The following is a 26,282-nucleotide window of genomic DNA, read 5'->3' on the forward strand; positions in this document are numbered from 1 at the left end:
CACTATTTAGTCATAAAAATTCCATCACAACAAATCTGAAAGGATTTCGTGATCATTTACCTCTTTTAATGGCAAACTATCTACCAAAGAATATATAGATGAATGCATTATCTCCAAATTCCATTCACAAAACAAATAGATAGATACAATGGAACTGAATATTCAAACTATCTCAAGGATAGTACTAGATCCGCATGAATTACAAATACTGTCTGTGACATCGTGGCTCCCACAGGCTGAGCAAATTAGGTTTTTTTCAAATAGTTCAAAGTGAGAAATATTGTTGATAGTTTTGGATAAATAATCTGGAATTTCGTCTTCAGAAACATCAGAGACATCGAATTTGATATGTAATCCCCCAGTCACCAAGTTATCTAGTTCCATTATCTTCTTAAATAATGAATTTCCGTCATCAAACGCACTCTTTGTAATTGTTATTCCTTGTGAATAAGAGGTAAAGTCATGAGTTAGTTTGCCGAATTTATTAGAATCCAAATCAACAAATCTAGTAGAACTCGAATCATTAATCAAAGATACTCCAAATTTATGGGAGTTTGATTGATCGAAATTATAGAGTACATCATTGGCTGTTTTGATTACCTTTTTGATGACATCAAAACCATCGTCCCCAGAATATCCTAATATATCGTAAATACTCTCATTCAAGCCAGTAAGATTAACAACAATAGAAGTGGCACCTGTTAATGGATAACGAAAACCCTTTGATAGTGCAGGTAATAATTCTTGACGAATATTCTCAAGTAAAATCTCTTGTTTTAATATCAACGCGCTCGCAGAGGGTTTCATTATTAATGCCAATTTAGTTCTAAAATAAGTTTCATCCTTATTCGATTGGTACGCCAAACGAGGCAAATTTATGGATAATGAATTGAGCACCAAAATTGGATGTCCGGTATTTGCATCTATCTTACGTATACCATTAGAACTAAATATCGATTGTTGTGAAAGAGAGATTTTCCCACCATGTTTTATAATTTTTCCTACTAAAGACAGAAGGTCCTTTGACAACATTTGCCCATGGTTCAAAAATAATCTAAAATGAGGTAGTGCTACATTTTCAATATATATTAAATAACCATTTAATATTCCAGTCAATATTTCCTCATTTTCCTTTCCGGACAAAACCAAAGTGACTGATGGAAGATTCACTGTTTGCAATGAAAGTGTGGCAGAAAGTAAAGATAGTGAAAAATAATTGGAGATTTGATCCATGCGATATTCTGCAAAAATTTTTTCCACATTTTCCATTACAATTTCGCGTGAAACTTCTCGTTGCAATAATGAAATTAAGATAGGTATAATTAAATTTAGATTTCCCAAATTAAGAGTACGAGGTAAAAAGAGAAAATTACCTTTTAGATCAAAGTCCCTCTTGAGTTGCTCAACATCAACAAATACAATATCTGGACCAATTGCCCAATGTCCCAATGCATCAAGATGGATTTCACCACTATAGTGCATATCCAGTATATCTTTTTGAAAGTTAGATGAGAAATAATCAGAAAGCACTTCTTGCGACAAATTGACTACGAGATCATGAATACCATTTTTGAGCCTGTCATCACTATTCTTAAGTTTTCTATTTAAATCAAAGATAGGAACGCCAATCCTGATTAATTTATTGACTTGTTCCTCTAACCCATGGTCAAGCAACACATTATTTACACAATCTCTTAATAGTCGTGACGTTAAATAAGAAGCCGAGAGCTTGTAAATTTTGTTTTCTACTTCCTCAGTAATTTTGGTTGCTTGTTCCAAAGACATATTCGCCTCCCTAACAAGACTTTGGATTATCTTGTGAGAATTAAATTCTTCAATTGTTTGATGACTTGTTCTAACATACATTTTGCCACTTTCAACAATAGACTTTTCTTCGATTTGCCTAGCCAAGTTCAAAACTAATTTACCAAGATTTGTGATAGTGTAACGTCTCTCTGCTTTATTCAAGCCAACAAGAGATTGCTTTAACAATTTACGTAAATGATAAGCAAATTTTCCCGATTCTTTCTTTGACTTAAATCCAGCCAAAGATTTTAACTCAGAATATGTTAGCGGTCCTTTATTGTTAAGAATACGTAAAATATCAATTCTATTTGGACTGGCCATAACTGAAAAGATCATTCTAACTCGCTTGGAGGTAGATTCCAAAACTCCGCGTTTAGCCTCAGAAGGGGGCAAGTAAGTAAACCTCAATTAGAAAAGCAGTCTGATTATTAGTATATAAATAAAACTACTAGATGAAAGACTGCCAGGTTTGACTGCGGTATTTATTAGCCTTCTAACAAAACTTGACCATTGTTTAAGATATCGTCTTTCAAATTAATAGAAGGTCTTTTAGAAATAACAGATACTGGAACCTCAGGCAGTTTCTCTTTTGCTTCATCTTCCAGACTATTTTGAACATCACTTAGTATGGCCAAGGCATCTTTATCGACAACAGATCCAACCTTGCCAGCATCAGCATCAATATTAGAATTGATTAATACATCCCCTGTCAAAGAATGGATTTCAGTCAGGACGTTGGTTGCTGAGGGCACAGCCTTTGAGAGATCCTTTTGTATATCTTGTAACATTTCAACTGTAGGGTTAATAGTATCCATAATTGCTGAAAATTCGTTTATAGTGGTAAATCTAATTGCAACTACTTCTAATGCTAAACTTGCATTTTGAGTGTTCTTTCTAAGACGCCTCATAGCTGATAACTCGTTTGCTATAATATTGGCTCGAGCATTATTTCCCGTTTTTATATTTTGGGTTATTTTAGAGGTAAAACTAGCATCAATGTTTGAAAATTTTTTGTCTATCATCCTAAGTTGTGAAATTTGTGTATTTATCACTGATACAGCACTATTCACGTCATAATACAATTGGCCACTTTTTTCCATCTCATGATTTGTATTCATAACATTTGTTAAAAACAAATGTTAAACTCTATAAACAAAAAGGAAGATTAATTTTAGCTTGCTAGTAAATCAAGTTATTAGTCCTTTTGTAGGATTAGTCCATGGTTATCGTGAAAATCAACCACTTTAATTTTGGTCCCAATAGGCAAGTCTGAAGGGGAGGATATATCGGGCAGAAATCCAGAAACGTTAACATCGCAATCATCTAGTTTAAAAATTACCCATGCATATGAATTTGCATCTTCAAATCCCTCAGGGACAACTGATTGAATTGTGTAAGTAACTACTTTTCCCTTTCCTTTATACGGCATTTGTTTAAAAGTCTTGGCAAAGCATTTATCGCAGTAATAAACAGTTTCCAGCACGATATTATTGCATTTGGTGCATTGATTAAGTAGTATTTCGCCATTCTTTGCATATTTTATAAAGAGTTCACGAGGACTCAGACTTTTTGACTTTGACTCGCCCAATTAAATATCACACACAAATTATTTAATTTTCTTAAAAATATGAACTGCTGCGCTTGCTCCAGTTGCACCAAAATTGTGAGTCATGGCTATCTCGGCATCTTTAACAGTTCTCTCTCCAGCTCTATTAGTAAGCTGTTCAAAAACTTCAACAACTTGACCAACCCCAGTTGCTCCAATAGGATGTCCTTTCGATTTTAATCCACCAGACGGATTAACTGAAATCTCTCCGTTTAATCTAGTTCGTCCTTCCCTCACCGCCTGAGCAGCTGATCCTTTAGGAAAAAAGCCCAGGTCTTCTATATCGATTAATTCAGCTATAGTAAAACAATCATGAACTTCTACAAAATCGATATCTTTTGGAGTCAAGTTGGCCATTTTATACGCCTGTCTTGAAGCTTCTACGGTACTTGGAATTGTAGTAATATCCTTTCTAGACTGTACGGAAGCAGGAGAAGCGCCTCTTCCTGAGCCAATTACTTCTATGTATGGATTACCACTCTTTTTTGCGAACTCCTCGTTACACAATATTACAGCAGATGCCCCATCCGAAAAAGGACAGCAATCATATAGTTTTAGCGGTGACGCTACAACGGGGGACTTTAATACATCTTCAACAGTTATCTTCTTCTTAACGTGTGCCTTTGGATTCAATAACCCATTTTCATGGTTTTTGACAGCAACTCTAGCCAAGTCTTCCTCTGTGGCATCATACGTTGCAAGATATGCACGAGCCATTGAGCCAAACAAACCAGGAAATGAAGCGCCATTACCACCTTCATAAAAGAAATCAGAACAATAAGAAAAAAGGGTAGTACTTTCAACAGTACTAGTATGAGTAACTTTTTCAACCCCCAAGGCTAAAACACAATCATAGAATCCTGCAGATACATTTGCAAATGCTTCTCTAAACATTACAGAGCCTGATCCGCATGCCGATTCGATAGTTAATCCTGGAACGTCTGGGATCCCAAGGTTGCTCATTATTACGGGAGCCATATGTACCTGTTTGTCTGCTACACCAAAAACGTTTGAAATATACCCGGCCTTTACATCTTTTGGAGTTATGCCTGCCGAATCGATGGCGTCTCTCGAAGCATTCAAAGCTATTTCAATGATACTCTCATTTAGTTTACCATATTTTGTGCTTCCAGCGCCAAGAACATAGACCTTTTCACCCATATATATTATAGAAAAAGGCTTTAGCATAATAAAAATGTAAAGTGCTTCCATAAAACAACAATCTACAGTTCTAGATTAGTAGCTTTAAATGCATTAAAATACTGCAATAAGTATTATGTATTCATTGCAGTATTTTATCACCAGAAATCTTGCAAAAATTGATTACAAGTTTTCAATATTTCCGGTATAGACAATACACACATATCAGAACAAGGCCATTTTTCTCGTTCTTGCCAATATTTGTACTTATCCAATAGTATCAAACCTAAATGTAGTAATTAGAGATTATGTTAGCTTATACAAGTCTTTACGTCTATTTTTAAGCAAAGGCAGATTATTTCTGGTGGAATCTATCCTATCTAAATCCAAGTCAACGATCTCAAATCCTTCTTTATTGCCCATATCCACAACTACCACACCAAATGGGTCTACTATCAAGCTTCTACCACAAAAAATATTTCCAATTTGGTTTGGTGCGATCAAATAAACACCGTTTTCTATTGCTCTTGCTTTACACATTATTAACCAATGATCTTCTTTCATAGTGCCTTGAACCCAACCAGATGGAGCAATAAGGGAAATAGAGCCTCTAAGTGTAAGTATTCTAGATAATTCTGGAAATCTCAAATCATAGCACACCAAAGCCCCAATCTTGCCCAAAGGTGAGGAAACAGGAGCAAATAACTTATTTCCTGCCATCAACTTGTTGGATTCTCTGAATCCTAACGCATCATAAAGATGCAGTTTTCTATAAGACGAAATCAATTTACCTTGATTATTTATTAATACTACGGTATCGAAGACACGAAATGAATCTTTAACAGACTCTCTTTTCTTTTTTACAACTCTTGAACTGATAATATCTTTTTGATTTGCGCGTTCATAAATTGAGGCAACAACAAAAATATTATTATCTTTTGCACTCTTTTTTAGTTCGGAAACAAAATTTCCATCTATAGATTCAGAAATTGAAAATAATTCTTCACCGGTTTGGGACGAAGGAGAAAAAGCCATTTGAAATTCAGGAAAGCATATGATCTTGGCAGAATTTTTTGCAGATTGATTAATTTGTTCAAGAGAGTATTGCAAATTTTTCTCTTTATCTTGAGAAGACATCATTTGTACTATCGAAACCTTAACCATAATTATTGATGATAAAATCAAGCAAATATTAAATTTAATCACAAGGTTTAAGTTTCATGGAATTAAAAATCATGCAAATCAAACAGATTAAAGACAAAATAAAAACATATCAATAAAAATTGCTACCTTATTTCTTCATAGAATATCATGTAAAAAGAATAAGAAAAACATGTGCTATAGTATGGGTGACCAATTGGAGTAAGTTTATTCTGTGGGATAATGTTTAATTATTTTTAAATAAGATTCATCGTATGAATGACTTAGAAAGTGAAATTGAAAGCCTGAAATATTGGAAAAGAGTAGATAATAAATTACAAAGAGGTCTAAAATTTAAGGACTTTGTGGAAGCTTTTGGATTTGTTGCAAAGGTAGCTTTGATTTCTGAAAAAATGAATCATCATCCGGACCTACGGATAGTATATAATAATGTAGATATCGAGTTAACAACACATGATATCAATGGTATCAGCAAGAATGATATAACTTTAGCAAGAAAAATAGATGAACTAATGTAATTTAATGATTTTCTCTGATCAATCCAACAATAATTAATATAGAAAAAGAATGTAAATATATAGTCCGGGCTACAAGAAAATAAAGTAATGAGCGCGAGTCAGGTCTCAAAGGAAATCTTAAGGCATGAGCCTCGAATAAATTTTGTTAGCATAACAAAAGATGGTAGTCAAGATACAAGCATCAGTCAACATAATAAGATTGATGAAAATGAAATAAAATTAAGTATTAACCAAACGCCTCATTTAATAGAAGCCGGTAAAAGATTTACTGATTTAGGAACTCTAGAATCAGTGGTATTTAATTACGAACAATTAAAGGTAGTGAACTTACCGTTAGCCTCGGAATTAATCATATGCGGAGCCAGTAAAGATCTCAATACTGATGAAATTAAGGCAATTGTTTCCGATCATGTGTCAGGATATGATTTCATAAAGAAAGTAAAGTATGAAGACAAAAAACACGAAACTAGAAGTGAATTACATGAAAAAGGCAATATTGAGGATCAGACTGTAAAGAATCCATATGAAAATCCGATTCAGACTTATGTTCTTACCATGATAGAATTTTGGAAAGAATTTTCGATTAATTCTATAAAGATGAACGAAAAATTTGTAAAAGAATTTTGGAAGACTTTCAAGGATATATAAAAGATCCTTTAAAATATTGATTTCAATTATTTGGCAAGTTGTTAAATGTCAGGGTTTTAGTTTGTATGGGATTAATACTAGTCCATTCGGGTAAAAGAAAGAAATTAAGTAAATAATTACCAAACACAATAGTATTGGCATTAGTATTGCAATCTAAATTTGGGTGAACTAGTGTTAATATAGGATAGCTATTACGAATGCCATTAGACATTTGTAGAAGATCATGAATTTCCCCTCCACGAATTCGAGGAATTTTTGTGCTTGATTTAACTTGAATTAATAAAAGTAAATCATACCGTTTTGCAACTATATCAGCAGGTCCTCTACTTCCTTTTGAAAAAAAAACTAACCAATCATTATTGGAAAGAAATAGTCCGGTAATATACTCTGCTTCCCGTCCAAATCTACTGCACGACAAAACTAGAATTATTTAGTAAAATAATATATAATAACTTTTTATATACAAATAGAAAAGAGAATCAATTTTAGATATATTTTTAATCGAATAAAATCTAAAAAAAGTATTGGAGAGAGGTTTGTACATTGGCAGATTCCAACCACTACACATAGGACATTTTCATTCTCTCAAATGGTGCTGTGAGAGGACAGATGAGTTAATTGTAGCTGTTGGAAGTTCGGACAAGAGTTTTGAGTACAGAAATCCCTTTACGGCCGGAGAGAGAATTGAAATGATTAGAAAAGCCATAGTGGAAGAGGATCCGGAAAATTTGAATAAAATTATTGTGATACCTGTACCAGATACAGGAACACATGCACTTTGGACTCGCCATGTGGATTTATTAGTTCCTAGTTATGATATGGTATTCACTAATGATCCATTTACTTATATGTTATATGACCAGAGAGGAATGAAAATATTTAGGCCAGAAATGATAAATAGAGAAAATATGTCGGCCACTGAAGTAAGGCAACGAATAGCAAAGGATCACGATTGGCAAGAGCTTTTATTAAATTCAACTATAAATTTGATTGATTCTTTCAAAGGTGTAGATAGGATAAAGAAACTATATGAAATGGTCGGAAACAAATGATGTACTGGAAGATAGTAAAATAACAAAAAATACTACTGCATGTACGTGATTAAACCCATCAGATGAATAATTAATATGTTATCAATAGATGGATCAATAGGAGAAGGTGGGGGCCAAATCCTCAGAAGTTCCACCACGATCTCCGCATTGACAGGAATACCGATTGAAGTATCCAATATCCGAGCTAATAGGAAGGATTCTGGATTAAAACAACAACATGTTAAAACTATCCAATTACTTTCTGAAATATTTAATATATGCACAGAGAATGTGAAACTGGGCGCACAATGGATTAAATTCAATTCCACCATGAAAGAAAAACCGGATACTGAAAGTAAATTTCAGAATAACACATTGACAATGGATATAGGAACAGCTGGAAGCATACCACTATTGATACAATCAATAATTCCGGCCATAGCCATTTCAAAAAGAGATCTAAAGATACGATTAACTGGGGGTACAGACGTAAAACATAGCCCTACTATTGATTATGTCCGTTATGTACTAAGAGACGCATTCTTAAGGATCGGGATTGTATTTGATTTAGATGTACAAAAAAGAGGATATTATCCTAAAGGTCAAGGAATTGTAGATGTTGAAATAAAAAAAGTATCAGAAGATCTTCACTCTATAGATTTTTGCAATTTCAAAGAGACTGAGCCAAGCATTATAAGCACCGCTAGCAATTTGCCAAGACATGTCCCGGAAAGACAGATAGAATACGCAATTACAACATTAGAGAAAAAAGGAATAAAACACTTTAAACATAAATCAGGGTTGGAGAATTCAAGTAGCCCGGGATCATCGATATTAATTTATAGCAGCTCGGAATCCGGTATTTATCTGGGATCTGACTCGATAGGCGAGAAAGGCATAAAGGCAGAAACAATAGGATACAATGCGGCAGCAAGATTCATTTCAAATTATGAATCCCGTGCCTGTATTGATCCGAATTTAGCCGATATGTTGGTTCTACCATTGAGTTTTGTTAAAGGAACATCTCGATTCAAAGTGTCAGAAGTTACCCGACATCTAGTTACTAATCTTGATTTGATAAAAGTAATTATAGATATTTCATATAAAATAGAAAAAATTGCTGAAAAGGAGTATATCGTTACTGTTACAGGTAATCCAATTATTTAAAAAATTTTTTTGTTTCGCCCAGTGTCATCATATCAACCGAATTCACTTTTACAACCATGGGTAGATTTGAAACGGCTTTACCTATAGCCAAGCAGTTGCGATGGGATAGGGTCTTGACTAATGATTTGATGGTCGAGCTATCCAGTAGAGATACTTTAGATATTTTCTCCAAGTCTGCATCATTTGTAAAATTAAATAAAAAAATATTATCGACTTGTCTGTAGATAGTGTCATTGATCGCATCAGGTTGATTTGTAATAAATGTCGAATATATACCAAAATGCCGCATTCGCGTTATGAGATCCTCCCAGTATGTATCTCGAATATATAATTGGGCTTCTTCGGCGAAAATGAAAACAGGCGGGATGACTGAGCCTTCCAACAATTCAATAAGCTTATTCATTACCAACTCTACGATCATCCGTCTTACTACCGGAGAGATTCGACTCATATTGATGATTAGTGCTGCGCCTTTAGGATTGCCTTTGATAATATCCTCAAATCTAAACCCCTTCTCATTAACCGAATTTGTTGTGGAAAATAATCTGGATGAATTAATAATATGAAATCTAGATAATAAGGCATCCCTAACCAATTCGTTTATTGTCCAGGAACCAAAAGCTTTTCCCAATTCAGGAATACATAACACTTTTTTATTTTCTAGAGAATCCCAAATCCTAAAAAACTCTCTAAGGGATGCGGAGGGCATATCCAGAGCATTTCTTAACATATTTGATATTGATGGTTTACCAAAATATGTCAAATTGAATTTTAACTCTTTTCCCGGGTTTAACAAGAACAACTTTTTGCTGATAAATGAAGGTTTACCATCTAGATTGCAAGATAAACCGCTGTATTCATTATTTAGGTCGAAAATTATTACATATGCACCATATTGAACCAAAGACTTCATTAATATTTTTGAAAGATGAGACTTGCCTGTTTCTTTTTTGCCTGTTATGATGTTCAGCTTCCCATCTAAATCCTCGGCAAAAATCTCAAACTCCTCATTATTAGCGCCACATTTTCCTAGTGAAATTGGATATTTCATACTTTTATTTAAAAGGGAATTTATTTCTTTTAGACCGATCTTTACAATATTTGAATTTACCCGGGATGGGACCCAATCAACGTCTGTTGATAGCTGGTTCATCTCATTAATAGATCCTCTGATCTTTGTTTTAAAGATCCTAACATCCCTTATTATCTGAGAAAGATTGTTGATTTCCAAAGGATCGAAAATATTCTCGGAGCTGAATTTTGAAATGACTTCGTCTTTTATTATTTCATCTATTAAGGTGGACGATGAAAAATATTCTTCATCGTAAAATTGCACTAGTAATTTCTTGTTTGCAATTATGTCTTCAATAATAAAATAATCACCCTTGTTAGCAAAATCATTAGTTACAGCTAGTAGAAGGATTTCATCTCCGTTCTTTGAGAGGATTTTCATCTCCAGGCGGTTCCTAGCACAGAGGCTCTTGCATTTTCATGAGCGATTTCTTTGACACAGTAATTTGATTTGATAAAACTCTTAATACTGGCCAATTCAGTATTAGAAAAAATTGAAACATGATGTGAAAGATAGAGCGAACTAGGATAGCCCTTACTTATTAGCTCATTGTAGAGTAACGTTCCTAAAGTATTATTTAGATCGTTATCGAATGAAACTACATCTGCCCTTAAAATATTAGAATATTCATTACTGGATAACTTGACTAAAAGATGTTCACCATGAGATTTTGAAATTAAACTTCTAATAATTGAATTGATTTCCACATAAGAAGAGATACTTGATTTAATGAGAGGATATGACATGTATTTTAGTATCTTAATTTTAGAGCTTTTACTAATACCTACTATGGAGTTTCTGTTAAGAACTGAATTTTCAATTATTTTAGAAATGTTGTAGAAATCATTTTCAAATACAGACGATTTTAATGATCCATCAACTAATATAATTGATCCTGAAACTAGTTTTGTTATCCAGTATTGGATATATCTTTCGATATTAACTCGTAGAAATTTTTTTGCATAGTCATCGTTAAAAAGGATTAATTTAGAAATATTGTGATCAAAACGCAAGTTACTAAGGACTTCTTCATTTATATAAAACAATAATGGACCAATTTTCAAATGTGCAATAGGTTTTCCTTTAAATGATATGCAAATAGCCCCCTTTACGGCGTACAATCCTCCATCTTCAACTTCTGCGATTTTAATGCAACTTGAATCAATTCCAAAAATTAGTTTTTCGACACCTATTGGTTCAATTCTGTGGAATTTAACATTGGTATACTTTTCTGAGTGGAGCCCCCAGTTCTGGATCGGGATACTTTCCTCATCATCAATGAAAACTAATTTCTTATTTTCAATTAAATTTTTATAATCTTTGCAAAAATACGAATTGCTGAAGCTATTGATCAACGACTTTTTCATAGATTCAATATTTGATTCTAGATCATGAAGATTTAATTGATTATTCATGTTGTTCAACAACAATTGCATCCTAATAAATGTTGTTCATGTTGTGCATGTTGTCCAACAACACGTTTATCAAGTAGTATGTGCATATTTAATATTGGTATGAGTGAAGCCATGTCAAAACTGTCTTTAGAAACAAAGATAAAATTAAAGTACAAAGACTGGGAGGTTGAAATCACATGTACTGAAGACAAAGTCAAGAGCGTGGTTGAAAATGTACTTACTGGTATAGACATTGCTTCACTTGCTGGATCAGATACAAATACAAATAAAGAAATTGAAAGGCTAAGAATTGAATTAGATAATTTGAAATCAAGAATTGAAAACAACATTGATGGTGCTTTATCGAGTAATAACCAAAGGAGAAATGGTATATCTTTAAAAGAGCTAGCCAAAAATGGGAATACTTGCAGGAGTTTAATCGAAAAGATGTTTTATGAAAAGTTTTTTGAAAGTGAGCGATTACTTATCGAAGTTCATCAAGAGTTATCAAAAATGGGATATAATTATGATAAAACTGCTGTATCACATTCTCTTAGTGATATGGTTAGAGAAGGGATACTAAGTAGAGTAGGAACTTTAAGAAATTATAGGTACATACAGAAAAAACCATTATTTGAGAAATAAGCGGTTATTTTGGACTTATTTTTTTACTTATCACATCGTTTAACCATTTGATTCCTATTGTAGTTATAGAATATCCCACAGATTCTGATTGCGACTCCTTGTTTGTAGTTTTAGTTACATATCCAACCTTAACTAATTCGGACAATCTGGAGCTTATTGATTTTGGATTTAAATTTGTGCTTGATTGGATATCGGAAATAGGAGATGATTTATCAGATACCTCGCCTAATTCATGAGCGATTTTTGACCCCAACAGATATAGCATGACAATTTCTTTATCCGAAAATTTTTTACCATGTATTTCAGACAAATTGGGCAAAATCTTGGGACCTTCGGGTGTTATTTTGATAATGGAAGAGTATTGATCAATTAGCTCTGAGATAGAATAATTTAAGGAAATCTTCTGAGCTAGGCGAAGTTCGGGTATGTTTTTTGTGAGGAAGGTTATAGTCGAGAGTAGAACATTTTCTGGTTCTCCGCTGAATTGGACTCTAATATCATTAAATTGAACAGATACATTTACAACGTTGTTATTGCTTGGATTATCGGAGATCATTAAATATAATCAATAAAGTGATAAAATATTATAAACTTATGAATGTATATCTAGATTTTAATGTCATTCATAGGGATAATTCGATCAATACCAGCAGGATGAAAAGTAAATTAAAGGATGAATTGCCAAAATTTATAGGTCAAGTCGTCAAGAATGGATAAAGATAATAACAATAAAAATAGTTTTATTAAAACAGGTTTTTCTAAATTATTAAGGCCTTTCGAAAACTCTATGAATGATGTAGAAAAAATCTCAAAGGCTTTTGGTTTAGCTTTGAGGGTCCATAGCGACATGACAAGAAAATATCAATACGACAAGATTGAACCTCAAATAAACCATTCAATAAGGGTCGCTTTAATTCTCAATGAAGAAATGAAAGAGGGTGACTCGGAGTTGGTATGTGCCGCACTTGTTCATGACTTGTCCATTAAACACGACATAAATAAAGAGACGAAAGATTACATAAAAGCAGAATTAGGAGAAAAAGCTTTCAAAACGGTTTCTTTTTTTAGCAAATACTACAGTCAGGAGCGCACTAAGAGCGAGGAGCAAAAAATAGAGAAGCAATTTAACATGATAAAGCAAACAGATAGTCTGATCAAGAATATTATTTTAGCTGAAAGATTAGACGACCTTAGATCGCTAAAGAATTCAAGAAGAAAAGATAAAATAGCAAGAACAAAGGAAGAAACACAAAAATACTTTATACCATTGGCAGAATCCATCAATGAGAAAATACTACTAAAGTTGGTAATTGCATTGTATGAATTAAAGTGATATGAATATAGAAGCAGTTATTGTTTATTGCATAATCCATTGTTTTCCTTATGTCCTCTCCAGTGAGAAATACATCCAAACAAAGAGTGTCCAGTACATCCACAAATAATGCATTTTTTTGTTTCTTTGGTATTTTTATCGTTGTTAGCGTCATTGCTGTAGCTATGGTTTGAATTATTCATTTTATTTTATTTATCGCGACAACATAGTTAAGCTTATTTTTTATATTTATACAAAAGATAAATTTTGCGACTTGTCGAGTAATACAGAGATATTTGACTAATTGTTTTATGGTCTGATTGCATTCATTTCTATCTCTCTCTAGTCTATTATCATATCGGATTTTATCTTCTGGGACTTGCCATGCCAGTCTCGATATAATTGACTGAATCCGCTATATAGCAAGCATGATCAGAAATGCGTTCTAAATATTTCAATATCAATGCATTTGAGATATTACATCTATTATCAGAATAATTGTTTGGATGTACAAATTGAGATGATTCACGCAAACTTTTACGATATAATACATCAACCATTTCCTCCATTTCATATATTTTATTCAGATTAGAGTTATCTCTAAGTCTAAGAGCCGACACCCCAAGGTTCATCATTTCTAAAACAAGCTTGGACATTCTAATTACAGCTGATTTATCGCAATGTTGCAAAGGACCCAAAATTTCTAGCACAGTTATTATGTCATAAGCATATCTTCCAAATCTTGAAAAACCATAAGAAAGCTCCATACAAGATTTTATATACCTTAAATCAGTTGCGACAGGTTGAAACCTAGCGATAAGTTCTATTGTCAATTCAGATACTTCATCTTGAAGGAATCTGAGTTTGGCGGATGATTCAAAAATTTCCTTTTTTGTTGAGGTATCATCATCGTTGTAAGAAGTAACTGCTTTAGTTACAGTGCCTTCAGCCAAAATAGCCATATCAAAGACAACACTGCTAACCTTGGTTAGCCCTAAATCAAGTAGTCTCACCACTTTAACCAAAAATTAATTGAAATGCTTTTTAAAGTAGACTATCCGAATTTGCCTGAGATATACCTCTCAGTCAATTCTTTCTTTGGATACTTGAATATTTGATCTGTAGTACCAAATTCAATTAATTCGCCCAAATACATAAACGCAGTATAATCTGAAACTCTAGCTGCTTGCTGCATATTATGCGTTACAATAACTACGGTCAAATTTTTCTTTAATTCGTGTATTAATTCTTCAATTTTTGATGATGCAATTGGATCTAGTGCAGACGTTGGTTCATCCATCAATAATATCTCGGGTTGCATCGCCAATGCTCTTGCAATACATAGTCTTTGTTGTTGACCACCAGACAAGCTTATACCGGGTTTATCAAGATCATTTCTTACTTCTTCCCATAATGCGGCGCCTTGCAGACTATCATGAACAATATCTTTGATAAGATTCTTGTCTTTAACACCGTTTAACTTCAAGCCGGCTGCAACATTATCGAATATACTCATGGTAGGGAAAGGATTTGGCTTTTGAAATACCATACCCATTCGTCTTTTGATAAGAACGGGATCTGATTGCTTGTCGTAAATGTCTATACCATCTAGAACAATTTTTCCTTCTGCAGTTGCATTTGAAGTCAACTCGTGCATCCTATTAATGCATCTTAAGAGCGTTGTTTTACCACATCCTGAAGGACCAATCAATGCGGTAACACAGTTTTCTTTTACGTCAAGATTAATACCATTTAAAGCGATTTTTCCACCAAAGTATGCCTTTAGGGATTGAACAGATAATTTTGGATTATTTATTTTGAGATCAGCGATATAAGTTCTTTCAGATTGAGATTTGGATTGGGAAGGAATATTAGCGTTAATTTCAGAAGATTCGCGTCTAAATTCAGAATTAATAACAGGAGATGATGAAGAGTTAGATTCTTTATTTATAGGAGACTTTAAAAAATCAATCATATTGCCCACGAGACACTCTATTTAATCTCAGAAATTCATAATAATCCTTATCTATACGAAATATATAGAATTATATAGAAAAAGTAGATTATGTTGTTGACTTAAAGGTTATGCGTCTTTGTTGTGCAAACATTCTCAATATGATACTTAATGATAATACTATTAATATCAATAGCAGTGCGGCGCCCCATCCTTGTTCATGTGCAGACGGATATGGTTGGGAAGCAAGTCTCCATATTCTCAAAGGTAGTGCGTCAACAGGAGAATTAAATCCGCTAAAGAAAAGACTGGTTCCTAATATAGTCATGATCAAAGGTGCTGTTTCTCCAGTGATTCTGGATATAGCAAGTACTATTCCAGTTAATATACCGCTTTTAGAACCTTTAATTACAACATGATATATGACCTTCCACTTTGGAAGTCCTAACCCATATGCAGCTTCTCTCAAATTATTGGGAACAAGTTTAAGCGTTTCTTCAGAAACTCTTGCAATAATTGGAATCATTATAATAGACAAAACAAACGCGCCCGCCAAAATAGAAAATGAACCCAATGTAAGGACTAGTGTAATGTATCCAGTTATACCAATTACGATCGAAGGAATTCCTGTCAAAACATCATTAAATAGTCTAAGAACGTAGGCAAAGGTTCTGCTAGAGTCAGAATATTCAGATAGATATACACCTGCCAATACACCCACTGGTGCCCCAATCAGTGTAGCAAACGCTACAACAAGCAACGTTCCCTGAATTGCGGGTCCAATTCCACCGCCTCCGGAACCTATTGAACCCGGAGCTTCAAATAGAAATTCAAAGCTAAGAGCACCAACACCATTCTTGATAATCTCTATTAAGATGGATCCTAATGGAATAATGGCTATTACTACGAAACAAAATAACAGTACTGTAATTAGATTATTCTTTGTCTTTCGACGAGATGCATTTTTCGAGATGGTGTCTTGAATAATTGACTTGTAGTTTTTTCTTTTGTTACTATCGTGTTTGCTCATATTATTCCCTCAAATTAGAATAAGACTTTGAAACTCGTGAAATAATGAAAATTGCCATGATGTTTATAAATATCGTAATTATGAAAAGGACTAGCCCCAGACCAATCAGTGCCGAAAGATGCAGATCGTTTGCAGCTTCATTAAATTCATTTGCAATAATACTTGATAGTGTTTGACTCTGTGAAAACAATGACGTAGGAATAGCAGCCAAGCCAATCGCATTTCCTATAACTAAGGTAATTAGCATAGTTTCTCCAATTGCTCGACCTAACCCTAGAAAAGAAGCACCCATTAAACCAGTCTTTGCAGGAGGTAAAATAGCAGCTTTTACCATTTCCCATCTAGTAGCTCCCAAGGCATATGCAGCTTCCTTCTGTGAATGAGGAATGGCCTTTATGACCTCTCGTGAAACCGCAGTAATAATTGGAATAATCATGATTGCCAAGACTATTCCAGCAGTAAACACATCCAAACCAAATGGTGCTTTTGCAAATGAGGGTATAACATGCCCCAATGAGTTGTGAAGTGGTTCTTCAACGAAATCCCTTATCCAGAACCTAAATACAAATAATGCCCAAAGTCCATAAACAATGCTTGGAACAGCAGCCAGTAATTCAACTACAAATGCTAAAACGATACTCATCTTTTTTGGGATCATTTCGTTTATAAATATCGCTATTCCTATGCTTATTGGGACTGCAATGGCCATAGCAATAGCGGAGCTAACTAGTGTACCTACAATGTATGGTAGTGCACCAAATGACTCACGTCCTTCTACCGCATTCCAATTAGTTCCTATAACAAAATTAAATCCTTCCTTAACGAAAATCGGTAATGAACCGTCAACCAAGGAAAACAATACTAAGGCAACCATTAACAAAGTATAGAGCGAGGCCCCTATGACCAACCCTTTAAAAAATTTGTCTCCAAAAAAAGACTTCTTTTTTGTTCTTAAATCGAGTTTTTGGACAAGATCAGCGTGACTATATTTAGATTCTTTCAGAGGCAAGGTATATCATTAAAAGAAAACTATTTGATAATATGTTTTACATATATAATTAATATAGACTATATTATACTATATAGAAAAAAATAAAAAAATTAGCTAGTAGAGTTTGAGAGAATTGGAGTTCCTTTAAAGGTTAAAGATTTCAATGTTTGTTCATTGATATCTACAACCGATTGAGGCAAAGGCACGTAACCAAGCGACTCTGAGAATTGCTGTCCGTCGGTTATAGCCCATTCAACAAAGTCTACTAATGATCTTGCTTTTTGTTCATCTACCGAAGGATTAGTGCTTAGGTCTTTGTAGAGCAAAAGGTAGGTCAGGCTAGATATTGGATATGAATTTGGACCAGATGAATCTGTTAGTGTCACGTTAGTCCACGATTGTGAGCCTTCAGGCAATGTTCCTGCTGCTGAGCTTACTGCATCCATGGTTGAATTAAAAGAGGGAGCAATAAAGTTACCTTCCTTGTTTTGTATTGATGCATAAGTCATTTGAGTAGTAAGTGCATAAGCCAATTCCACATATCCGATCGAATAAGGTGAACCTTGAATTGATGCTGCTACACCTTCATTTCCTGGTGCACCAATTCCACTTGGCCATTGAACGGATTTTCCTACTCCAATACTGTCGTGCCATTCTGGGCTTACTTTGGACAAGTAATCTGTAAATACGAATGAAGTGCCTGAACCGTCAGACCTGTGGACAGATATAATGTCTTCGGATGGCAAGGTTACTCCAGGATTAATTTCTTTGATTTTTGTATCATCCCATTTTGTGATTTTTCCCATAAATATGTCAGCAATGACTGGGCCGGTTAGTTTAAGTGGAGTGGTAACTTCCGGCAGATTATAGGCTAAAACTACTGAACCAATTGTTTCAGGAATATGAACTGCATTACCTGCTTTCTCAAATTCAGAGGCAGAAAGCGGAGCATCAGTTGCCCCAAAGTCTACAGTTTTTTCAATAAACTGTTTAATACCGCCACCACTTCCTATTGAAGCATAATTAATATTCACATCCGGATTGACATTTTTATATTCAACTCTCCAAGTATCTATTAATGGAAATGGAAAAGTAGCACCCGCTCCATTTATAGTTACTTGTGCATTAACAGAGTTTGTATAAACCGGAATTAAAAGTGATAAAGCCAAAATCGATACACCTAGTATCGTACAGTTTTTTAGATTAACCATCGAAATTGTATAAGAATATGACTATTAATCAATTTACTATATATTGTCCATATACTATATAGTATAAATTAATCTATCACAATTAAGAGACTTCAAATGAAAATCAAGAATTAAGAATTTTCTTGAATGTATGGTTTTAAATAATTTGAAATAGAATGCTTATCCATTTATGATAGTTTTTGCAACCAAATAATTGTTAAGTCCCTTCTGAGGTAACGAATTGGAAGCATAGTCTATATAGATGATTATGACAATTTTTAAGTTCATCAACTGAAAACTAAGATTACTCTTTTCTATCTATGACCCAGTGTTCATTCATCGGTATTGATGATGGACATCGGTGTCATTTGTATAGATTACAAAAATAATAACTAATAAAAGTATCAATCTATAAATTATTCGCGATTAAGGTTGCATTATCGCATGGAGTTTTGTAAGAATACAAAAAGCGCTTATTCAAGATAATTAGATCATGCATTTTATAACAACTATATAAAGAATAATTATATTCACACATTCTCAATACAAAATTAAATTGGCAACGTACACATCGCAATTGATGTAGATGGTTCACCTTCTGGATATATTTCGTGCACAATCACTTTCAAAATAAGAGCAAGATAAGGACATTAAAGCCATATAAGAAGAACGAACGTTTTGGGGTTCAAAGAATGTAAATGTTAGCTGTATATGTTGCAATTTCTGACAATCTTAAAACAATTAGAAAAAAGTTCAAAAGAAAAGGTAAGAAAAAAATAATAGTTATTAGAAGTGATTCAAAATCAGCAATAGAACAATTAAACAGAAAATCAAAAGTAAAATACGATATCATTAAGCGGATCTATAATTCAATAATTAGAATAATGGAAAAGATTTCATGTGTATTGGTATTTTATTATCTAAGAAGAAATAACAACAAAGCAGGTAAATTGTTAGAAATACTAAGAAAAGAGAACAAGTTGAGAGAACCCACTACTTTATTGAACCATGTTATTATAGAATAACGGTCTTTTTTTTATCTTTTTTATTGTTAGATTGAAACTAAATAAGACATGTGGGTTACAACACGGTCAAAAAATAGTTAAAAGTTTTCTCAGATAAACAATGCAGCCAAAGATGTGTTTATGAGAATGCTGAATCTAGTCGCACCAATACATCTTCGATGTATTCACCAGTTTTAAAATAGATATACAAGAATTTGTTTTTCAATTCATTTATGGGCATGTAGGCTAAAAACATATCATCATTTAGGTTAATGAGTCTAAACAATACTTGATCGTCAACCAGACTGGATTGCAAAGACACAATACTTTTTATGTTATTTACTGAAATATTCTGTTCCTTAAAAATAGCTTTACCATATGTTTTAGTATTTCTTTGTAGATATTTATTTTTTCTTTTTTTGTAAATATCATGATAACTAAATTTATTTCTCGATTTTCCAACCAAAAGTTTGCCATTCGAATCCATTATGCCAGCAAATTCGATAGAAATATCAACCTGTAGTGCTATCGCGCACAATTTATGGAGAAATTGTCTTTCTTCCATACTTGTCTTAAATATCTAATATATTAATCAGTTATCTAAATGTTAAATATAGTTAATGGATCTGCTTTTGATGTTTTTCAGCATCTAGCCCAAACAAGCAGTTGAGAAAAATGGCCGTTTCAATATCTTTTGATTTAATCAATCAAAGGTATAGGTAGCTCGACGATTGTCTAAACATGTGAAATGTCCAAAAAATTCCGTTAGCTAAATTTTTGACTCCGAGTTTCAAATTATACTCACTTTCGAATTATCATTAAATCAATTTCTTAATTCACAGTAATGCAAATTAGTATATTGTGCAAATGAAAAAGTATTATGCTTTGAAAACATATAGTAAAATATCTATTTTGCCAATCCAAAAGTTCGAAAGTTAATCATTGATTAGAACAAGATTTAACTTTAATTCAACTCTATAGATCTTTATAACAAACATTTAATGTAATATTCTATTACTGAAAAGTAATTGTCCATGGTTTGGAAATTCTACTACCCATGAACAGTGGATTATATATAATAATTCTTTTGTATCAATATAGAGATGCATTTTTACTTCACAGAGTAGTTATTGATAGTTATGTGAATAGTATTGTTTTAACAGACTTTTGAGACTACTTATAAAAATCATTCGAGCAAATTTCACTGCAAAAAGAGATACAGTCAAAGCATGGAATAAATCAACAAAATCGCTCCTAACGCTAGACAATAATAAGCAAAATAATACAATTTGCCTCTGTTAATGATATCTATGAGTAGTTTTATTGTAATATATCCAACAATTGCTGCGGATAAAAAGCCAACAATGTACGATGATATATGAATATCATTGATAGTAGATAATTGAGCATCATCCATTAGTACAAAATCAAATACCGAACCTCCTATGATTGACGGAATAGATAAGAGAAATGAAAATTTAACCAACTGGTAATGGTCTATTTGCCTCATCATTCCTAATGAAATAGTAATACCACTTCTAGAAATACTAGAGAATACAGAGAAACCCTGGGCTATTCCTATTAGAAAAGCATCGAATTTTCCAATACTTTTTGAACCCTTTTTAAAGAATTTAGTTATAAAAATAAAAACACCACTTATTAAGAATCCAACAGATAGTAAAAAGAAATCATAAAATGAAAATTCAAATAACGATCGTAGTGAAAAAGCAACTATCGCTGTGGGAATGGTTCCAATAATTATTAACATCAATAGATTACGATAATATTTAGCTTCCTCGGCGTTTAATGAACGTGGATATACTACTGACTTTAAAATCTTCAAAATATCAGTTCTGTAAAAGCCTATGACACCCGCTAAGGTTCCTATATGAAGAATTAAATCAAAGAAAACCGGCACTTTAATATTAAAGAGCAGTTGTGTGAGAGCAAGATGTCCCGAACTTGAAATGGGAAGCCATTCAGTTATGCCCTGTACTATACCCAAGATAAGGGATTGAATAACGTCGACAGTCATTGCTGATACTTGCAAATTAGATTAATTTATTGATATAAAATGCTTCTTACCTGATGCTTATGGATTGACTATTTCTTTTCACCAATAATAAAGAAATTAGTGAAGATATTCTAGCATGAAAGAAACGATTCTAGTTATAATGCTAGGGTACAGTAGGAAGCGAAGTTGTCAAACAATTATCCAGGGATTCTGCAAACTTTATTCTAAGAGCTGCGGTTCATTCGATTGAAAATGCTAAAAAGATAGGCTTTCCAGATGCAGAAGTAATGCAAATTGACTATAATAAACCAGAGTCTGAAAGATTTTAGTAATACTGATAGACTTTTTCTCCTGACTCAACTTTCACCTAACATAGTCGAACAAGTATCAAATATGATCAATGAGGTCAGGAAAGCATAAATTATACATGTTGTAAAGCAATTGGCAATGGGGGCAGACGATATTAATTCAAATGTACAATTGCTTCATATCCATCGTCAATCAGAAAAAATCATCCAATAATCCGAAGTAGAGTATATACCTTCCTTCGACCAAATGAATTTATGCAGAACTTTATAACTTTTTATAGTTCTGTCATTAAGAACGCTAATGTACTCTATCTTCCCATTGGAAACGCAGAAGTTAGTACCATCAATGTTCATTGATATAGAAACACAAGGAATCAAAGAAATTTGGTAATTAGATATCCATTTTGAAAATTATGATTTATATAAAGTATACAGCTAAGTTTGTAGAGGTGTTAGTGGACTCGAATTCCATATGAAAGTGTTGCAGGAAGTAATATCCACTATCAAAAGTAAATAATATCAATGCTTATTGTAGTTTCCCTATAAGAATCCATTATTATCCTAAAAAATTATGACATATTGGATAAATGGACTTTTTAAATTAAGCTAAACTAGATATAAGTCATAGTTCATCCATGATTTAAGATAAGAAATAAGTTGGTCGAGGTAACACATTCGCATCATATAGATATTCACTTAAACAATCAACCTAAGCAATAATAACTTCTTTTTTTGACCAATAATAAATATAATTATTCCCATTCTAAATATGACTTGACTGCATAGAAAGATTGATTGAGAAAATGGGCTCCCATTCAAAGAGCAGATTCATTTCATGAAGTAGATGGGTTGCAATATTCACAGCATAATTGATGATATTTTGCAAAAGAACAGTTAGATTGAAGATATACTGCACAGTGGGAAAACATAATTGGACTTGTCTGTATTTAATTGGTCCATTTCTATAAAAATCGCCTAGAGATCAAATTTCCTATATCTCCATATGCTTCACAGGGATACAAGTTATATATATCCACTATTTATCATAGGTAGCGAACATGAGATCATATAGATTTTTTTGTTATTCTGTGCATTGAGTCATTGTAATTATAGGTGATTAGTGATTGCAAGTCATGAAAAAAATTAATTCCAAAAAGAATCAGAATGAAAATGGAATATTGATTGTTGTTGAAGGTGTGGATGGGTCCGGGAAATCAACACAGATTCATTTAATAGACCGATGGCTAAGGTCCAAAGGATATGACGTTTTTTTTACCGAGTGGAATTCATCAGAAACAGTTAGGGAAATTACTTCAAAGGGAAAGAAGAAAGCTCGGCTAACACCTATGACTTTTTCGCTTCTTCATTCTACAGACTTTGCTGACAGATACGAAAAAAACATATATCCATTATTAAGGGCGGGTTATATTGTTCTTGCTGACAGATATATCTATACAGCTTTTGCAAGAGACACTGTTAGAGGATGCGATAGAACATGGATAAGGAACATGTATAGTTATGCCCGAAAGCCAGAACTAACGTTTTACTTTAGAGTACCGGTTGAAGTTGCTGTCAATAGGATCATATCTGGCCGACCTAAATTAAAGCATTATGAGGCTGGAATGGATTTAGGATTGAGTAAAGACGAATACGAAAGTTATCGAATATTTCAAGGAAGAATTGTTGATGAGTATGAATCTATGGTTAATGACGAAAATTTTGTTGTAATTGATGGTACTCAAGGAATAGAAAAACAACAGAGTGTAGTGAGAAAACACGTTTTGAAAATACTGAAAGAAAATAATAAAATTCAAGGTAATATCGCTTAGAGGATTAGATAGGGGATATAGACTATTATGACGACAAAAATATCAAACAGAAAAAACATTCCTCCTTTTGTCACCGATAAAGATAATAAAAAAATTAAATTTATCGGTCCGTCTGGTATTAAATATTTAAAGGATATCGAAATTACCGGCTCGTTTATAGTAATCGAGGGACCAGATGCTTCAGGACGTAGCACTCAGATTCAAAAAATTACAGAAAAATTGGAGTCTGATGGACATGCTGTCGTCAATACAGGTTTGAAAAGGTCTGATTTGATATCTAAAGGAATCATAGAAGCCAAAAGAAATTACGTTGGAAGGAGAACTATGGCACTATATTATGCGGCAGATTTTGCGGATCAACTAGAGAACAAAATAATCCCTGCACTTAAGGCGGGTTTTGTAGTAATTGCCGACAGATACATATACACATTAATTGCAAGAAGTTCAGTAAGAGGAATTAACAAAAATTGGCTTCACCAATTGCACAGCTTTGCTATAAAACCTGATTTGATTTTCTACCTTAATGTAGATCCTTACAACCTAATTCATCGAGTATTCAAGAAAAACAAATCTCTTGATTATTATGAGTCAGGAGCAGATCTGGGTATTTCAGACGATATTTTTAATTCTTTTATAAAGTATCAATATTTATTGAAGAAGGAATTTAAGATGATGCAAAATAGATATGGTTTAATAAATATTGATGGAGACAAGGAAATAGATGAGATTTATGAAGAAATTGAATCAAAAATCAGTGAATATCTAAACAGGAAGAAGACTGGTACAATAACTTAAGCAAATCTAATTTTCATATTTCTATATTTTTAGATAAAATATTCAATATCAAAAAGATTGAACTTTCAATATAATAATACAATATGATCTAAGACTAATATAGTGATCATTATGCTTTATAGAAACTATAAAGAAAATGAATAAATTTCATATTATAGATATTAGATCATCAGCACAGAGAATGCAAAAATCTACCCAGAAGAAGGGAAGCTGTGTATGAACTGTTGTCGTCACAGATATGGTCACAGGTATGATTTTGGATGACTCAGTAATCGTTTAACTTGTGATCATCCCCAAATGCGAATGCAATCAGTTTGTAGAATGGAATTAGACGTTACTAATAATATTCCTATCCTATTGAGCAATCAATCATCTTATCTCAATGTACTCCAGTGCAAAAGTACAATCAATCATAATTACCAGTATTATATGATTATATCCAGAATTGTTTCCAGCGGAACCTTAACTACAATAGTTAATTTACCAAATTATCAAATTTTGCAAATATTATTCATTCTCATCAAAAATGAGAATAGAATTACGTCCAAGTTCTGTCTTTATTCTTTTAGCCACCTCTATTAAAGTAACGTTAAATTTATTCTTATTTACTTGAAATCAACCTCCTTGATTTAGCATAGTCCACAAATTCCATGTATTTTATTTCCCTATTTCTCACAATGTTTTTAAGTGTATCAGATACGGCAGTTTTATTTGATGTATTTTGATTCAGGTAGTCAATAACTATATCATAATCATGGATATCACCTAACATTTTTTGTATCTTCTCAAGATGTTCCAATATTTCATAACTCATCTCTTTGTGAGATGCATTGATGTTATTTTTGATTGTATTATTATCAGATTTATCATGGTCTTTAGGCAATATGAGTTCAATTAGATACCGAAGTTTCTTGGTATCCTTTCTAACTTCGTGTAATTCACCAACATTGCTTACATCGGAAATGACTAAGGGGGTCTTTTTTTCGATATTGACCTTTAATCTTCCCGCATTTTTTGTGATTTTCTGTCTGAATTTTTTCTCTAATTTTCTGCTTATTTCATCCTTATCATATATTTTTGGAACAGTAATATCTTGCAGTTCCAATGCAACTTTTCTAGCTTCAACTAATTGACGATCTCTTTCCTGAGTAAGAGAATGTTCGAAGGGTTCTAATTGTTCCTCTGTCATCTTACCATCAGTTGACAATTTACGAAGTATAATATCTATATCTCTTATTTTGCTGTTAATTTTAAATAGATGTTTACCTGTATCATTAAAAGCTCGCATCTTTTTGTTATTGCGGATTTTCTTTGGACTTGATTGATATGTGGATTCTAATCGCCGCAAAGTAGTACGCATATCATGAATACTTTCTTCAGTTGGATTCTCGAGATACTTTTCCAGCTTTGAATAGACTCTTTTGATATTTCTAACACAGTTATCCATATGAATCTCTAAATCGTAGTGAATATAGAAATATCCAAGCATATGCAAAGGTATTGACTATTATACTATTTTAAGTATTTAATCTAATTATTTGGCTCTGTTCACTTAAGGAAATCTTATAGCTTGAAGATATCCCATCTCTTTTATGAACACGAGAAACAGAACACCTTCAGAATACATATGCTATGGTTTGTATTTGTATTTGTATTTGTATTTGTAT

General features: G+C 33.0%; 27 protein-coding genes. 9 read left to right on the forward strand and 18 right to left on the reverse strand.

Going from position 1 to position 26,282, the window contains the following annotated elements; translation table 11 throughout:
* Positions 1-162: 162 nt before the first annotated feature.
* From nrdD to F1Z66_RS13015, 5 genes are all read right to left on the reverse strand, one after another.
* Positions 163-2,142, reverse strand: coding sequence for an anaerobic ribonucleoside-triphosphate reductase (gene nrdD / locus F1Z66_RS12995; RefSeq protein ID WP_438502949.1), 1,980 nt, complete (start codon positions 2,140-2,142; stop codon positions 163-165).
* A 149-nt stretch (positions 2,143-2,291) separates the two neighbouring features.
* Positions 2,292-2,924, reverse strand: a complete 633-nt coding sequence (locus F1Z66_RS13000) for a Snf7 family protein (RefSeq protein WP_149864060.1) — start codon at positions 2,922-2,924, stop codon at positions 2,292-2,294.
* Between the two features lie 77 nt (positions 2,925-3,001).
* The gene (locus F1Z66_RS13005; protein WP_201448630.1) at positions 3,002-3,394 is read right to left on the reverse strand and encodes a Zn-ribbon domain-containing OB-fold protein; all 393 of its coding nucleotides are present in this window, start codon (positions 3,392-3,394) and stop codon (positions 3,002-3,004) included.
* 18 nt (positions 3,395-3,412) lie between these two features.
* A complete protein-coding gene (locus F1Z66_RS13010; RefSeq protein WP_230207563.1) occupies positions 3,413-4,624 on the reverse strand; it encodes a thiolase domain-containing protein in 1,212 nt (403 codons plus the stop codon).
* A 234-nt stretch (positions 4,625-4,858) separates the two neighbouring features.
* Positions 4,859-5,716: a carbon-nitrogen hydrolase family protein gene (locus tag F1Z66_RS13015; RefSeq protein WP_149864061.1), complete on the reverse strand. Its 858-nt coding sequence runs from the start codon at positions 5,714-5,716 to the stop codon at positions 4,859-4,861.
* Positions 5,717-5,967: 251 nt separating this feature from the next.
* On the opposite strand from F1Z66_RS13015, the gene F1Z66_RS13020 reads away from it, so the two are divergent.
* Positions 5,968-6,231, forward strand: a complete 264-nt coding sequence (locus tag F1Z66_RS13020) for a 4a-hydroxytetrahydrobiopterin dehydratase (protein WP_149864062.1) — start codon at positions 5,968-5,970, stop codon at positions 6,229-6,231.
* 87 nt (positions 6,232-6,318) lie between these two features.
* Positions 6,319-6,879, forward strand: a complete 561-nt coding sequence (locus tag F1Z66_RS13025) for a hypothetical protein (RefSeq protein WP_149864063.1) — start codon at positions 6,319-6,321, stop codon at positions 6,877-6,879.
* 22 nt (positions 6,880-6,901) lie between these two features.
* Here the strand turns inward: F1Z66_RS13025 and F1Z66_RS13030 are convergent, their stop codons facing one another.
* Entirely contained in the window at positions 6,902-7,297 is a 396-nt protein-coding gene (locus F1Z66_RS13030) for a hypothetical protein (protein ID WP_159357589.1), read from the reverse strand.
* A 118-nt stretch (positions 7,298-7,415) separates the two neighbouring features.
* Here F1Z66_RS13030 and F1Z66_RS13035 point away from each other — a divergent pair, with 118 nt between their 5' ends.
* A complete protein-coding gene (locus F1Z66_RS13035) occupies positions 7,416-7,931 on the forward strand; it encodes a nicotinamide-nucleotide adenylyltransferase (RefSeq protein WP_159357588.1) in 516 nt (171 codons plus the stop codon).
* 75 nt (positions 7,932-8,006) lie between these two features.
* Positions 8,007-9,077 (forward strand): RNA 3'-terminal phosphate cyclase, encoded by a 1,071-nt coding sequence (gene rtcA, locus F1Z66_RS13040; RefSeq protein WP_149864066.1) that lies wholly within the window; start codon positions 8,007-8,009, stop codon positions 9,075-9,077.
* Here the strand turns inward: rtcA and F1Z66_RS13045 are convergent.
* Both F1Z66_RS13045 and F1Z66_RS13050 read right to left on the reverse strand, forming a co-directional pair.
* Complete coding sequence (locus F1Z66_RS13045) at positions 9,070-10,530, reverse strand: ATP-binding protein (protein WP_149864067.1); 1,461 nt, start codon at positions 10,528-10,530, stop codon at positions 9,070-9,072. The two genes, rtcA and F1Z66_RS13045, sit on opposite strands and share 8 nt — an antisense overlap.
* Positions 10,527-11,564, reverse strand: a complete 1,038-nt coding sequence (locus F1Z66_RS13050; RefSeq protein ID WP_149864068.1) for a DNA double-strand break repair nuclease NurA — start codon at positions 11,562-11,564, stop codon at positions 10,527-10,529. The genes F1Z66_RS13045 and F1Z66_RS13050 overlap by 4 nt, the downstream gene beginning before the upstream one ends.
* 111 nt (positions 11,565-11,675) lie before the next feature.
* Here F1Z66_RS13050 and F1Z66_RS13055 point away from each other — a divergent pair, with 111 nt between their 5' ends.
* Complete coding sequence (locus F1Z66_RS13055) at positions 11,676-12,188, forward strand: hypothetical protein (RefSeq protein WP_149864069.1); 513 nt, start codon at positions 11,676-11,678, stop codon at positions 12,186-12,188.
* A gap of 4 nt (positions 12,189-12,192) precedes the next feature.
* On the opposite strand, the gene F1Z66_RS13060 is transcribed toward F1Z66_RS13055, so the two are convergent.
* A complete protein-coding gene (locus F1Z66_RS13060; protein ID WP_149864070.1) occupies positions 12,193-12,744 on the reverse strand; it encodes a hypothetical protein in 552 nt (183 codons plus the stop codon).
* Between the two features lie 153 nt (positions 12,745-12,897).
* Here F1Z66_RS13060 and F1Z66_RS13065 point away from each other — a divergent pair, with 153 nt between their 5' ends.
* Positions 12,898-13,521 carry an HD domain-containing protein gene (locus tag F1Z66_RS13065; protein WP_149864071.1) on the forward strand — a complete coding sequence of 208 codons (624 nt, stop codon included), beginning with the start codon at positions 12,898-12,900 and terminating at the stop codon, positions 13,519-13,521.
* Between the two features lie 17 nt (positions 13,522-13,538).
* Here F1Z66_RS13065 and F1Z66_RS15665 read toward each other — a convergent pair whose 3' ends face one another.
* The 6 genes from F1Z66_RS15665 to pstS form a co-directional block, all read right to left on the reverse strand.
* Positions 13,539-13,703, reverse strand: a complete 165-nt coding sequence (locus F1Z66_RS15665) for a hypothetical protein (RefSeq protein ID WP_154670567.1) — start codon at positions 13,701-13,703, stop codon at positions 13,539-13,541.
* Positions 13,704-13,865: 162 nt separating this feature from the next.
* Positions 13,866-14,516: a phosphate signaling complex PhoU family protein gene (locus tag F1Z66_RS13070; RefSeq protein ID WP_149864085.1), complete on the reverse strand. Its 651-nt coding sequence runs from the start codon at positions 14,514-14,516 to the stop codon at positions 13,866-13,868.
* A gap of 38 nt (positions 14,517-14,554) precedes the next feature.
* Positions 14,555-15,475: a phosphate ABC transporter ATP-binding protein PstB gene (gene pstB / locus F1Z66_RS13075; protein ID WP_149864072.1), complete on the reverse strand. Its 921-nt coding sequence runs from the start codon at positions 15,473-15,475 to the stop codon at positions 14,555-14,557.
* Positions 15,476-15,563: 88 nt separating this feature from the next.
* Positions 15,564-16,484 (reverse strand): phosphate ABC transporter permease PstA, encoded by a 921-nt coding sequence (gene pstA / locus F1Z66_RS13080; RefSeq protein ID WP_149864073.1) that lies wholly within the window; start codon positions 16,482-16,484, stop codon positions 15,564-15,566.
* A 1-nt stretch (position 16,485) separates the two neighbouring features.
* Positions 16,486-17,493, reverse strand: a complete 1,008-nt coding sequence (pstC, locus tag F1Z66_RS13085; RefSeq protein ID WP_201448628.1) for a phosphate ABC transporter permease subunit PstC — start codon at positions 17,491-17,493, stop codon at positions 16,486-16,488.
* A gap of 92 nt (positions 17,494-17,585) precedes the next feature.
* Positions 17,586-18,644: a phosphate ABC transporter substrate-binding protein PstS gene (gene pstS, locus F1Z66_RS13090; protein ID WP_159357587.1), complete on the reverse strand. Its 1,059-nt coding sequence runs from the start codon at positions 18,642-18,644 to the stop codon at positions 17,586-17,588.
* 719 nt (positions 18,645-19,363) lie between these two features.
* On the opposite strand from pstS, the gene F1Z66_RS13095 reads away from it, so the two are divergent.
* Positions 19,364-19,690 (forward strand): reverse transcriptase-like protein, encoded by a 327-nt coding sequence (locus tag F1Z66_RS13095; RefSeq protein WP_149864075.1) that lies wholly within the window; start codon positions 19,364-19,366, stop codon positions 19,688-19,690.
* A 118-nt stretch (positions 19,691-19,808) separates the two neighbouring features.
* Here F1Z66_RS13095 and F1Z66_RS13100 read toward each other — a convergent pair whose 3' ends face one another.
* The gene (locus tag F1Z66_RS13100) at positions 19,809-20,234 is read right to left on the reverse strand and encodes a hypothetical protein (RefSeq protein ID WP_149864076.1); all 426 of its coding nucleotides are present in this window, start codon (positions 20,232-20,234) and stop codon (positions 19,809-19,811) included.
* A gap of 657 nt (positions 20,235-20,891) precedes the next feature.
* Positions 20,892-21,704 carry an undecaprenyl-diphosphate phosphatase gene (locus F1Z66_RS13105; RefSeq protein ID WP_149864077.1) on the reverse strand — a complete coding sequence of 271 codons (813 nt, stop codon included), beginning with the start codon at positions 21,702-21,704 and terminating at the stop codon, positions 20,892-20,894.
* Positions 21,705-23,124: 1,420 nt separating this feature from the next.
* Here F1Z66_RS13105 and tmk (F1Z66_RS13110) point away from each other — a divergent pair.
* Both tmk (F1Z66_RS13110) and tmk (F1Z66_RS13115) read left to right on the forward strand, forming a co-directional pair.
* Positions 23,125-23,820, forward strand: coding sequence for a dTMP kinase (gene tmk / locus F1Z66_RS13110; RefSeq protein ID WP_149864078.1), 696 nt, complete (start codon positions 23,125-23,127; stop codon positions 23,818-23,820).
* A 27-nt stretch (positions 23,821-23,847) separates the two neighbouring features.
* On the forward strand, positions 23,848-24,615 hold the full coding sequence (gene tmk, locus F1Z66_RS13115) for a dTMP kinase (protein ID WP_149864079.1): 768 nt from the start codon (positions 23,848-23,850) through the stop codon (positions 24,613-24,615).
* Between the two features lie 601 nt (positions 24,616-25,216).
* Here tmk (F1Z66_RS13115) and F1Z66_RS13120 read toward each other — a convergent pair.
* A complete protein-coding gene (locus F1Z66_RS13120) occupies positions 25,217-26,062 on the reverse strand; it encodes a CHAD domain-containing protein (protein WP_159357586.1) in 846 nt (281 codons plus the stop codon).
* Between the last annotated feature and the right edge of the window lie 220 nt (positions 26,063-26,282).

The organism is Candidatus Nitrosocosmicus agrestis (assembly GCF_008389435.1).
Taxonomy (GTDB): Archaea; Thermoproteota; Nitrososphaeria; order Nitrososphaerales; family Nitrososphaeraceae; genus Nitrosocosmicus; species Nitrosocosmicus agrestis.